Raw genomic sequence first — 12,518 nt, 5'->3', positions numbered from 1 at the left:
TCACCACCTGCTCGTCAGTGCCGCGGTCCCGCAGCGCCTTGTCCGGTGCCAACAAACCTTCGGCGCGGGAGCGGCTGTTTACTGGGGCAGGGACGATCAGGTGGCACAGGTCCTTGCCAGGGCGTGGGTTCGGTGGACGCGGTTGTGCCAATCGATCGTCCCCAGACTTCGGTCCCTATTGCGACTGGTGTGTTTGGACGGCGGGAAACTGCCAGGTGCCGTTGAGGATTTCGGGGTGGGGCCGGTAGAGGCGGACCATGTAGTTCCAGCCGGGCATCACGGGCAGCCGGTTGGGAAGACTGGGGTCGCCGCCGAAGTGGATGGTGACCGCGCCGTCGGGGTCGTGCTGGGCGGTGAGGTTGTTGATGCTGACTTTGTCGCCGGCGTCTGTTGGGAAGTAGCCATCGGCGTTGTAGACCGATATGGACCAGAACCCGTCCACGGGTACGTCGCGGACGGTGAGCGTGTATTCGCCGACGGGCAGGCCCGGGTCGACGTTGATGTAGTGCGCTGCCGCGTCGGGTAACCCGCCCCAGGCCGCGGCGGAGGCGATGAGATGGCGTACGGGGTCGATTTGGGCACGGGAGCCGAAAGCGTGAGCCATGTCGGGCAGGCCTCTGCCGAGCTGTAGCAGCGCGTTGCGGGTGGCGTCGAAACTGGTTTTGTCATAGTTCGGCATGCTGAACGGGCGTGCGGAGTGCGCTTCTAGAGTGATCTTGTCTTGAAGGGAGTTGGCGTTGGCGATGTCGGCTGGGTCTGCGGGATCGGCGAGCACTCGCACGGCCAGCACCAGGTAGTCGGTGCCGAATTCGGTTGTGGTCAGCGTATATTCGCCGGGGTCGTGATACACGGTGTTGACGTATCCGTCGCGGTTGATCGGCATGACCGATAGATAGCGCCCCGCGCTGTCCGGAATCGTGAGTTTCGCGCCTGCACTGATGTCGGCTAGCGCGGCGCTGTAGAGCGTATCGCGGTTCTGCCGGATCACCGGCTGGTGGTCCAGGGGTGTAGGCGTCCGGTTGTGCTTCCACTGGTTGACTCCGCCGGTGTCGGCCAGAATCGCCATGAACATCCGGTCGGTCTCGGCCCTTACGAAGTTGTCGGCGTTGACCGCTACCACATCCGCCATGCCCTCATCATGCCGGGATACGGCACGATGCAGGCGAATATCGACAGTCATGGCTTGCAGCACGGAAGTCGGAGGTAGGCAAACTCGCGTCGATCACCGCGATCGTCCGCGCATAGCCTCCGGTGCAAACCGTGTGGCTGGCCGGCCGGGGTGAGCCCCGGCCTGTGGAGACATGCAAGTGGCTGGCCGACAATCCATTGTTGGGCAGCACATGCTGAGCGGAACGGGTAGCGCCACGAGCCGGCCGCCGTGCGGTGCTTGCGGGCTCTGCCGTGTCCGCAGGGCTGGCCGGCTAGACCCAGGACGCCTGCGACATCTTCGATTAAAAACACGCCCCCACCTCAGAATTCTCAGCCATAGATTGGTGAGAATAAGGGCCGGCGCAGCCATTCGACCATCGCGCGCGCGTCGGGCGCTGAAACATCGTCGGCATAGTTAGGATCCCACGCCGGCCAGGTCAAGGTTAGCTACTTGTCATGATTCACGATCAAGGCCGCCCGAAAACCGTCTGGCCATGGATCGTAAAAGAGTTCTATGACTAACCAGCTGCCCAAACCTGAGAACCATCTGCCAGCCATATCCAAGAGACGCTCAAGGGACGGTCCGCTATGGACCGTCCCTTGCTGCTTAGGTCAGGCGCTGACCCATGCTCCACAACCATTGGAATTGCATGCCCGGAACTGTGGCCGCTCGGCGCACCACGGAAAGAACACGACGAAAGTCGGCCTGGCTGTGCTCTGCCACACGGCGGTCCCGTCGGTGTTGACCCACTTGACCTGCCCGAAGCTTTCTCCGTAGACGGTCCCGGTGACGAGCCACATCGGCATGCGGCCACCGGTGAAGTCGCGACCTTCGCCGTAGGAGTAGCAGAATTGCACCTTCGCACCGCCTGTGCTGGTCGGTGTCTGACATGCCTGAGTACCGGCGTCTTCCTGGCTGGACATTGGCTGGCGTACTGTCGCGTTTGGAGGGCTGGCCGAGACGGCGGAGGCCGCTGGCCCGGGAATGACTATCAGGCTCGCCAAGAGCAGACTCAGCATGGCAATCGCTGATTTTCGTTGACCTAGCAAGGAGATCTCCTTCGGATGCTGGCTTTCCGCGAAAAGCGGCGTGCCTGACGAGAACAGCACGGCTGGCGCGGCGCCGAAAATGATTCGAACAAGGTCGAATCTCTCCTCCAGATTCGCGAATCTGATTGGATGCGGTGCATGCTCACCTTGCGCATGACGGCTAGCGCAGTAGCGCGCACCAGGCTGGCCCTATCGCCCGCTGCCGAAATCACCGTGTGGCTTTGGCTGCTTGCTATGGGGCGCAGCCACCCTTTGTTCGGGGCGCACAGCCCGGCTGCCCGCGCGGCTCTGCGGCATCCCGACGTGGCGCTGGTCGCCAGCTCGCTGTCCCCGGCCTACGCACCAGATCTGCTCACTCCCGCACCACTACCGGGGCTCGTGTCATCGGTGCTGGATACAGACATGATCAGCAGCACCACGCAGGAAGCGATTGCCGAACAAATTGAACGCGTCGGGCACTACCGCCGGCAAGTGCCAGCCACTGTCCGCGAGGCTGTCGACGCCGGCGTCTTCGGCCGCCGGGCCGCCAACGGACTGAGGACGTTCTGGAGGCACGCTCTTGCCGACGGCTGGAGTTCGCTGCATGACTCGATGGAGGCAGACCTTCTGGCACGCATGCACACCATGGCAAGCCAGGGACTAGCAGGAATGCTCGAAACACTGCATCCAGCCATCAGCTGGACCGGCGACTCTCTCCTGATCGAGCTTGGCCGGCACGAGGAGGATGTCACGCTGGGCGACCGGGAGCTGGTACTGTCACCCACCGTGCTCAGCTGGCCGAAGGTCACCGCGAAGATATGCGGTCAGGGCCCGGCCGTTATCAACTATCCGGCCGCAAGCCTCGCGCCGAACGCAGGCCGGAATCCGCACGTGCTCGCCCGGCTCTATGGTGATACCAGGGCAAGCCTGCTCGCCGATCTAGACCGCGCACGGTCAACGGCCGAATTGAGCGCCCGCCACGATGTCGCACCATCGACAGTGTCCTATCACCTTCGTGTGCTGCACCAAGCAGGTCTCATAACGCGGCGCCGAGCAGGCCATTACATGCTGTACCAACGCAAACCAAGCTGACGCACTGAAACAATAACTCACTTTAAGCCGCACATGACCGTCGCCTGCCAGCACGACCGCCGAAGGTGAGCCAAGCAGCTCGCGAGGCTCACCAAATTGACCCGTGCGTGCAGGCAAACGTGAGCCACCTGTCTGTCTTTCAGGTCGAGCCGGATGGACGTCATGTGGAACTGACTGCCCCCCTTGGACGTTAGCACTGCTGCTTGTCAGCAAGGTGTCAACCGATTCCACGGCAGGTCCGGCAAGAGTTTCTGCTGGGCGCAGACAGCGTCCTCGTCCGGGCATGCGCATTCACGCCCGGGTGATGACCGAGACGAGGTTGACAAGTCATGAAGAAAGTAAACCGAAGGACGTTTGTCCTCGGTGGAGTGGCGACGGCCGGAGCGTTTGCGTTAACCATGCCGAACGGATCCAAAGCGAATGGGCTGGCCACCATTGCGTACCCGTTCAAGCTCGGCGTCGCCTCAGGCGAGCCGGATTCCAGCAGCGTTGTGCTCTGGACCCGGCTGGCACCGACACCCTTGCACTCCAGCGGTTTTGGCGGGATGCCAACCGCCGACGTCACGGTCGACTGGCAGGTGTCCACAAACGACAGATTTACCACCCTGACGGCTTCCGGGTCGGTGGTAGCGCGTTCTGCCGACGCGCACTCGGTGCATATTGTCGCGGGCGGGCTGAACCCTGATTCCGACTACTACTACCGGTTCCGGGCTCAGGGGCACATCTCTGCGGTGGGTCGGACTCGAACGGCTCCGGCGCCGGGGACCAACGGCCGCGATCTGGTGATGGCATTCGCGTCTTGCCAGCATTATGAGATGGGGTACTACAACGCCCACCGGCGTATGGTCGAAGACGATCCAGGACTGATTCTGTTCCTCGGGGATTACATTTATGAGGGTGCCGCGACCGCTGGCAGGCCACGGATCCATGTTGGCGGCGAGCTTCAGACACTGGCCGATCACCGGCGGCGTTATGCGCAGTACAAGTCAGATCCCGATCTGCAAGCCGCGCATGCGATCGCGCCGTGGCTTGTGGTGCCTGACGATCACGAAGTAGAGAACAACTATGCGGGTATGGTACGAAACACCGGGGAATCCCCGGTTCTGAGCCAGCAGGAGTGGATCGAACGGCGAACCGCAGCCTATCGGGCGTTCTACGAGAACATGCCGCTTCGGCCGGCGCAGAAATACAACGGCAACAGCATCCCGCTCTACCGCCGGGTGCACTGGGGTCAGCTCGCGACGTTCCACATGCTCGACACACGCCAGTTCCGCACGGATCAAGCCTGCGGAGATGGCAGGCAGCCACCGAGTTGCGGTGAAGGGACGTCACGCACTTTGCCCGGCATAGCGCAGGAAGACTGGCTGCTCGACGGTTTGGCGCAACACTCCGCCACCTGGGATCTCATCGGCCAGCAGGTGTTCTTTGCCAGGCACCTCGATACCAATGGGGAGGTGTCGATGGACAAGTGGGACGGCTACACGGCCTCCCGGGCTCGCATCCAGAATGGCTGGGTGCAAAGGCAAACACGCAATCCGGTCGTGCTGACAGGCGATGTTCATCAGCACTGGGCCAATGATCTGAAGGCCGACTATGGTTCCGCGAACTCGCGCGTCATCGGTGCCGAACTCATTACGACGTCGGTGAGTTCGGTCGGGGACGAGGCATTGAGCACCGAAATTCCCAACGGCGCAGCCAATCCGCACATCAAGTTCTTTGGCCGCACCCGCGGTTATGTGCGCACAACCATTAGCCCAAGCCAGATTCAGGCCGACTTTCGCCGCGTCAGCCAGGTTGGTGAGCATGGTGCCACGGCCACCACGCTGAAATCATTCGTCATTCTCGACGGCCAGCCCGGCCTTCAGGCAATTTAGGGGTACGCGATGAAGGCGCTTATTTCTGTAGCCCTCACTGGTTCGATGGCCTTGGGTGTCGCCGGTGAGCCGATCGTCGCCAGTCCTATGTGGCAGGACGCCAACTATGCGGCCAAAGGCGACCAGGACAGTCCGTCTATCGCCACGAACCGGTATGGGCATGTGGGCGTGGTCTGGGAGCACGATCAGGACACCGACTATGCGAGTAACGTGCACAGTGACGTGTTCTACCGGCTGTTCCGCCTGGGTACGCCGGTTTGCGAGATCAAGCTGTCGGCCGGCGGCACCAGTGGTGCGAACTGGCGCCACATCATGCCCGACGTTGGCCTTGACGACAGTGGCAATGCCGTCGTCGTGTGGGCGCACGATCCGGACGGGAACGGCTTCTTCAATGTGGCCTACCGTGTGCTTAACACCTCGTGCGATGTGACCGGTTCAGGCTATGCCAACAGCGACCACGCGGGGCAGCAGATCAATCCGAGGGTGGCCGTCGATCCCGACGGGTCTCCTAAAGGCGGGAAGACCGCGTTTACCGTTGTCTGGGAAGACATTCAAGGGTCGAACCCGGCCACGATCAAGGCGGCGCGCTACAGCGATCCGGCAACTCGCGCGTATGAGGTCACGGCATCGCAGCCCGGCGGGCAGCATCATCAGCCCGACGTCGCGGTGACGGCGGGCGGAGATGCCTGGGTCGTGTGGGACGAAGATGCCAACGCCGACGGCGATTACAACATCGGGCGGGTCAACTTGTCCCGGTTGGGATCTGTTATCGGCACCCACGGCGTGGCCAACGAGAACGTTGCGGGTCAGCAGACCAGCCCATCGATCGCGGCGACGTATGCCGGCAGGTTCGCTGTCACGTGGCAGTCCGATCACGGTGGTGCGGCTGGGGTTTGGGCCCGTTCGTTTCAGCTCAGCGGTTCCCCGTCGCACAGCGAGGTCGAGGTGGCGGGCGGCGGGCTAACACCGCGGGTCGGCTTGGACGAGCAGGGTGGCGTTGTGGTGGCGTGGACGGCACAAGCTAGCGACCTTGACGTGTGGGTGCGGGGGTTCAACCCTGACGGTTCGCCAGCGGGCCGCCTCGAAGTGCAGCGGCTCAGTCTGGCCACCGCCGGCAAGCAAGAGCAGCTGACCGTTGCGGTCTCACCGTACGGCGAGGTCGGTGTCGCCTACACGGATGATGCCGACGGCAACACCGGCGACCAAATCATTCTGGGCGTGGGAATCTTCAACACCAGCTGGTGAGGACGACAACAAAGGGGGGGCGGCCAGTAGCCGCCCCCCTTTGTTTGTTTATCTTCCGTGCCGCTTGCGGAACTGGTTCAAGCCGCCGGCTCTATTCACCTTGCCCCCGGCCCGCTTGGCTTTGCCGCCACGGTGTTGCTGCCCGCCGGATCCGCCTCCGCCCGCCTTCGACCCAGGCTTGCGTTTGTCGTGTGCCTTCGCCGGGGTCTTGCGTTTGTCGTTGGCAGATGCGGGACGGTACACCTTGCCGCCGACGCCAGCCCCTGCAGCAGGGCCCAAGCCACCTCCGCTGCGAGCCACGATCCCCTTCGTGAGCGGCTTGGGTGGCGGCGGCATGAAGCAACTGGCCGGAATAAGCGCACACTCGTGCATGGATTTGTTCGGGAAGAGGAATGACCACGTGGAGCCTATGGCGGTCATTCCTATGCCGAGACCTTTGACGAAGGCGTCCGTCCACTCCGCCTTGTCGATTGCCGCAGCGAGCCTCGGAAACAATGCACCTGCCCCGCCGAACCCGAAAAACAGGCCCACGAAGCTGATCGCACTGCTAATGATTCCGACCTGGCAATCGAGCGTTTTACCTTCGACGCAGGACTTTACCGTAGCGATCACTCCAAACTGGAACGACATCATGCCCAACCAGGGCGCGAACGGTGCGCAGACAATTAATTCCATGCAGATCGCAGATTCGGCACCCGTAGCGGCGCTGACCTTGTCTGCGTTATTCCAGACCCAATCAGCAGTGGTCTTGACGCCTTCCACTACTGCAGGAAGGCCAGCAATCTCGGCCGTAAATTCGATTCCCTCGGCGATGAAGTCGAAGTCTGGCCAAAGACCGTCCGGGTCGCTGGCGCTGACCGGTGAGTTGTTCGCGTACGAATACCCTTGCAGCTGCTGCGGATCGTCCTTGTCGAGCACCGGGTCCACCGAGATGAACCTTCCGATCGACGGGTCATACTCGCGTGCTTCGAGGTGGACCAGGCCCGTGTTGTCGGCGGTGCCACCGACGAAGCCTTTGTCCATAGACGACGGCCAAGTACCTGCGCCCGCCCGGCTTACGCCGAAGGGAGTCTCGCGGCGGATTGCCGTTGTCTGCGCGTTGCCCGCCTCGATACTGATGTTGGCGGTGCCGTGATGATCGCCCGAGAGCCACACGACCCCGGCAGCGGTGCGGGTAGCGAGGGTTTGCCCGGCATGCGTGTAGTACCTGCTGCAGCTTGCTGCCGAAACGCCGTTGGTGGAACGCACCTCCTGATCGGGAAGGTAGAGGGTCGTGCCGGTGGGATCGTTGCGGATGAGCCGGCTGCCGTCGGCGTCATAGATGTAAGACGTGGTCCCGGTCGTGTCTGTGCTCGTGGCGAGGTGCCCTTCGGCGTCCCACGTCATCGTCTGAGTGCCACCACCCGGGGCCGGCCGCGTCAGCATGTTCCCTGCCGGGTCATAGGTGTACGCCGCACTGCCTGCACCGGAAACCTGATGCGTCCCCGGTTTGATGGTGTAGTCGGTCGTCCGGGCGACGGGAGCGAATTCTTCCAGTCTGGTCCGGTTGCCCACGCCGTCGTTGGTGTAAGTGTGCCGGTACGGCGCCGGGCCGCCCAGCACCGCCGTTGCCGGATCCTTCAAACAGTCCCCGTCGGCCGGAGTCCACGCGTCTTTGAGGCGGCGCAGGTGGTCGGAGGTGAAGCACTGGCTGTCACCGGTCGCCACATCGGCGATTCCGGTCACGTTGCCGGCTGGGTCATAGCTGTAGCGAAGGTCGGACACCGGATCCAGCGCCCCCGAACGCTTGGTCTGGATCTGCTCCAGCCGTCGCGTGTGGAGGTTGTAGGCACGCGTGACGTCCACACGAGGTGCGTTCACGTCGGTGCTGTTGCGCAGATGCATCGCACCGAGTTCCCCGAAACTCGTGTACTCGGTGCCCGTTACGTAAGTCGCCCCGAGGGTCGTGCTCAGCGTTGATGGCAGGCCAGTCTTGCCGTAGTCGAATCTGAGCGTCTCAGAGCCGAGGTTGCCTGCGGCAGGCAGCCGGACAGTCTCCGGAGAGCCGTCTGGCTTGTAGCTGAACACATAGGTGTACTTGCCGCTGACGCCGGTCGTAGAGGGAGTAGCCGGGATGGTGTGCGTCACCGCCCCAGCGAGATAGCCAGCGGTGAAACTGGTGTATTCGGTGGAGAACGCCGCCGTGCCCTCGTAACGGGTCGTTTTGACCAGTCTTCCGCGCACGGCCAGGCCGTTGCTCAGCACGTCGTAGGTCCACTCCGCACGGACCGGGCCGGTGACCGACCCATCCCGCACGGTCCGCTTGCGCCCGATCGTGTCGTAGGTGTAGGCGATCGTGACCTCGCGACTGTCCCTTGTGGACTCGATTTCGTCGTAGTCGTTGTAGACATTGGTGATGGTGCCACGATCCGGGTCGGTCACCTTGACCTGGCGGCCACGGAGGTCGTAGGTGTACTCCCACTTGAGCCCGGCGGGATCAGTGAGCGATATGAGCTGGTCCTTGCGGTTGTACTGGTAGGCCGTCTTCTCGAATCCAGTGCCGCTCTTGTGGTGCTGGCGCTTTTCCACCACCCGGTCGCCAGCGTCGAGGACTGATGTGACTTTCGTTCCGCCGCTGGGAGGCGACGTTTCCTCACGGTCACCGAAATGGGCGTAGCTGGTGCGCCAAAGCTCGGTGCCGCCTTCGCTCGCCGGTGGCCCGTCCTTCTTCTTGACGTCGGCGATGGTCCGCCCGGCGGAATCAAAGAGCTTCACGTTCAGCGACGGGATGTTTCCGTGAGCTACGAACAGGCTGGTGCTTGGGCCTACTTCGGCGACGTACGGGTCGTGGGTCTTGTGGGCGCGGCCGGCCGAGTCGTAGAACGTCTCGGTGACGACCGCCCCGGTCCCCTCCCCCGCGTTGGGTTGCTGCGTCTGAATGTCGCGCAATAGCCCGTCTTGGAACGCGTACGAGGCGATGTAGTCACCAGACGGGCCGAGCCGCTTGGTCACCGTCACACTCGGAGCATCGTGGCGCACGTGGTATTCGTGAATCACGTTTGCTGTCTGAGTCTTCTTGTCCCGCCCGGCAAACCAGGTTTGGGTCATCCGCCCGAGTGGATCGAATGTCGATTCCACCTTGCGGCCGTTGGGATCAGTCGTGGAAACTTCGACCCCCCACGCCGGCTCGAACTGTGTGGTCGTTTCCCAGCCGAGCGGGCTCTTTGATGTCATGGCTGTCAGCGGCCCGCCTGTGCTCGGGGTGTACGCGGTTACCGTCTTGTTGCCGCGGATGTCCACGGATTCGAGCACCCGGCCATAGCTGTCGTAGGTGGCAGTGTTCTCGACGAGGTAGGCGGGGTTGCCATCGTTGAAAGCTTTGAGCTTCTCGGACTTGAGCAGGTTCCCGGTCGGAGCGTCGTAGGTATAGCGCAGGTCATCGAGCACGTCGTCGTCGGTCAAGCCCGTGCCACTCAAGGCTTTCGTGCAGTCAACGGCGAAGGTGCGCTCGCGAGCCGGCAAATCCATGATCCACAGGTTGACGTTCCGTGCATAAGTTGTCAGGGCACACTTTTCGTCGCCAGTAACGGCATTGTCACCGCGGTCTTCCGCCTGCACCCGCATGCCGTACTCGTCGTATGTCATGCGTTCAGTCGTCGTGCGTGGAGCACGGCCACCGTCCAATGTGGTGCGAGTGTGCTGTGCGATGGTCTGCGCGACGCGGGCGCTGACTGTAGAACCGTTGATGGTGCGGGTCGCTTTGACCGCCGACTGCCACGGTTCAGTGGCCAGAGCCGACACCTCGTTGCCCGGTCCGTTGAAGGAAATGGTCTCGCGCAACATTCCCGCGTAGGCATCTTCGTCGTCAGCCGCAGGCACCCCGCCTAGCGCGATCCCTGGCACCTGCACGCTGCGGGTGCCGGTGGGCAACTTGTCGCCATGCATTCCCCGGAAGAACCGCCGCTCCTGCACCGTCTGCTGACCTGGATCGCCCTTGGTAACCCGGACAGCCGAGTACCCGCGCCAGACCGACCACGTCTTATAGGCGCTCTTGATGAGGCCATCGTCATCGGTGTAGTGCCAGCCGGGTTCACCGAGATAGTCGTAGTGGGTCAGCACCCGCGGCGACCGGCCGGACATCTCTGCCTCTGCCACATCGGAGACGAGATAGCGGTGGAAGAAGTCGTTGATCGGGCTGGTCAGCCCTTCCGGCGTCCATTTCACCGGATAGCAGCGCAAGTTGTTGGCATGCAGATTGTTCTGGTCCGGCATGCGCGTGCCCTTGACGCAGCCAGCGCTGGTGTACGTGACGTCGATGCGCCCGCCGGTCTCCGTTGTTATCGCCTTCATGCGATAGCGCGTCATTGCCGGGAACTGATCGGAGTTCGTGTCGACCCGGTTCGGCAGCGATGTCCCCTGGAAGGTCACGTCCGGGACGCTGGCCGACCCGCCGACCAGCCCAGTGTGCGAAATCTTGGCCAGCCACAGCGACGGCTGGTCTGAGCTGGGGAAGGAGTGAGACAGCGTCCATTTTTCGACGTCGGTGTAGGCGAGCCCAGCCCAGATTTTGGTGATGACAGCAGCAAGCCGCTTGGTCGTGAAGAAGGTCGGCGAGACCTGGTTCAAGCCACAGGTTGCGGCCGTGCAAACTTGGTCCCACGGGACGTCGGGCCAGTGTGCCGCATCATTGACGGTGCAGTCGGCTAGGCAGCGGTCGGCAACGTCGAACACGACCTGCATCGGGGCGTTGCCTGTGGAATCCGTGCGCGTGCCGTATTCGATCTTCTGCAGATAGCCATCGCGGTCGTAGACCGTGTCATCCTCGGGCCGCAGGTTTCGGCCGTACTTGTTGGTTTCCTTCACGTAGGTGTAGGACATGGTGTTGCCGGTGGTATCCACCACATAGTCCAGGAGCCAACGATACCCCTGAGTGCAGTAGGAGGCCGCATAACTGCTGCCGTGGCACGGTTCGCCGCTGTGATTGCCATACACCGGCACCGTGAGTGTGGCACTGGAACCAGAGCGGCCGCCGAACCAGTACTGCGTGCCGTCGGTGGTGCGCACCAGCCACCATTCGCCGTTGTTGTCGCTGTTGGGACCGCCGGTCTTGCGCTCGATATATGTGCCGTCGTCAGAGCGCAAGAACCACCGGTTCGCGTTTGCCGCATCCTTGAGGAGTTCCCCGGAATGCCCCGACAGCGTCAGCGACGCGTTGTCCGTCTCCCAGCACAAGTCCCCGGTCTTGGTGGTGTTATTGGCTCCGGTGCCCATGTCTTCGGCGCAGCTGTTGTAACGGCGCTCAATGTGCCCAGGGTTGAAGGTGAACCCCTCACCCACCAACGACGACTGATTGTTGGCAGAAGCCATGCGGCCGTCCACACTCGCCGAGGAATAGTCGAAGCCGATGGCGGGTTCCGGGCCACCGAGGCCGGGCGGCACACGCAGACCGTAAGACCAGTTGAAGTCACCGGAGTTTCCCGCTGCGCCCCACGTGGCCGACGGTGACAGCGAGGTCGCCTTGTAGTCGCCGGCCGACCCAGAAGGTGCCGCAGCCAGCATGACGGTTACGGGTTCGGCGCCCACGGCCATCGTCGCTTCCACGGTGCCCTTGGCGACATCGTTGGTCGCCGCGACCTTCTGCCCTTGAACGTAGAGCGAAAGGCGTGACGCCCAATCACCACCACCGGCCCAGCGGAACTGGCTGTAGTCGATGCTCAGGCCGATGCGCGTGGCCACGGCGACACCGTCTGCTCGCGACAGACGCATCTGAACACCGTCGCCGGTCGCTGACAGCGTCTCCACACTTATCCGTCTTGGTGTGATGCCAGAGGGATCGCCCGTGATGGTCAGCGGCTGCCCGGCCACCTTCACCGCGTTGTCGGTACCTAGCTGGCGCTCCCGCAAACCAGGCAACGTCACCTCAGTCTTGCCCACGGACGGCCACTTCGTCACGGCTGGGCGGAACTGCGTACCCCATGAGGTATTTGGTCCTTGGGGTTTGAAGGAGGATCCGGGGACGGCCGGTTCTCGCTGAACCGATCCCGGCTGATAGGCCTGCGCGCCCGCAGGCAGCGCCACTGCCAGCGGCAGCACCAGGATTAGTGGTGCCAGCCGTCTAAGGTGCTTGAGCATTTGAGGTTCTCCCCAGTT

Annotated in this window: 6 protein-coding genes; 3 read left to right on the top strand and 3 right to left on the bottom strand. The window is 62.9% G+C overall.

The window, feature by feature from the left end; genetic code table 11:
- Positions 1 to 175: 175 nt before the first annotated feature.
- Entirely contained in the window at positions 176 to 1,129 is a 954-nt protein-coding gene (locus A3E1_RS0103885; RefSeq protein ID WP_020519429.1) for a DUF1214 domain-containing protein, read from the bottom strand.
- A 632-nt stretch (positions 1,130 to 1,761) separates the two neighbouring features.
- The gene (locus A3E1_RS0103880; RefSeq protein WP_157631298.1) at positions 1,762 to 2,169 is read right to left on the bottom strand and encodes a hypothetical protein; all 408 of its coding nucleotides are present in this window, start codon (positions 2,167 to 2,169) and stop codon (positions 1,762 to 1,764) included.
- A 168-nt stretch (positions 2,170 to 2,337) separates the two neighbouring features.
- Here A3E1_RS0103880 and A3E1_RS0103875 point away from each other — a divergent pair, with 168 nt between their 5' ends.
- The 3 genes from A3E1_RS0103875 (at position 2,338) to A3E1_RS0103860 (ending at position 6,389) form a co-directional block, all read left to right on the top strand.
- Complete coding sequence (locus A3E1_RS0103875) at positions 2,338 to 3,270, top strand: ArsR/SmtB family transcription factor (RefSeq protein ID WP_020519427.1); 933 nt, start codon at positions 2,338 to 2,340, stop codon at positions 3,268 to 3,270.
- Between the two features lie 329 nt (positions 3,271 to 3,599).
- The gene (locus tag A3E1_RS0103865; RefSeq protein WP_026208060.1) at positions 3,600 to 5,144 is read left to right on the top strand and encodes an alkaline phosphatase D family protein; all 1,545 of its coding nucleotides are present in this window, start codon (positions 3,600 to 3,602) and stop codon (positions 5,142 to 5,144) included.
- Positions 5,145 to 5,153: 9 nt separating this feature from the next.
- A complete protein-coding gene (locus tag A3E1_RS0103860; RefSeq protein ID WP_026208059.1) occupies positions 5,154 to 6,389 on the top strand; it encodes a hypothetical protein in 1,236 nt (411 codons plus the stop codon).
- Between the two features lie 48 nt (positions 6,390 to 6,437).
- On the opposite strand, the gene A3E1_RS38820 is transcribed toward A3E1_RS0103860, so the two are convergent.
- On the bottom strand, positions 6,438 to 12,500 hold the full coding sequence (locus tag A3E1_RS38820; protein WP_051104774.1) for an RHS repeat-associated core domain-containing protein: 6,063 nt from the start codon (positions 12,498 to 12,500) through the stop codon (positions 6,438 to 6,440).
- Positions 12,501 to 12,518 lie beyond the last annotated feature (18 nt).

This window comes from Catelliglobosispora koreensis DSM 44566 (assembly GCF_000379685.1).
Lineage (GTDB): Bacteria > Actinomycetota > Actinomycetes > Mycobacteriales > Micromonosporaceae > Catelliglobosispora > Catelliglobosispora koreensis.
Note: the sequence above shows the minus strand (reverse complement) of the source record. Positions and strands in the feature narration are given on the sequence as shown.

Coding starts and splice junctions, on each gene's coding strand:
- A3E1_RS0103885 (WP_020519429.1), bottom strand. CDS start 1,129: ATGGCGGATGTGGTAGCGGTCAACGCCGACAACTTCGTAAGGGCCGAG.
- A3E1_RS0103865 (WP_026208060.1), top strand. CDS start 3,600: ATGAAGAAAGTAAACCGAAGGACGTTTGTCCTCGGTGGAGTGGCGACG.
- A3E1_RS38820 (WP_051104774.1), bottom strand. CDS start 12,500: ATGCTCAAGCACCTTAGACGGCTGGCACCACTAATCCTGGTGCTGCCG.
- A3E1_RS0103860 (WP_026208059.1), top strand. CDS start 5,154: ATGAAGGCGCTTATTTCTGTAGCCCTCACTGGTTCGATGGCCTTGGGT.
- A3E1_RS0103875 (WP_020519427.1), top strand. CDS start 2,338: ATGCTCACCTTGCGCATGACGGCTAGCGCAGTAGCGCGCACCAGGCTG.
- A3E1_RS0103880 (WP_157631298.1), bottom strand. CDS start 2,169: ATGCTGAGTCTGCTCTTGGCGAGCCTGATAGTCATTCCCGGGCCAGCG.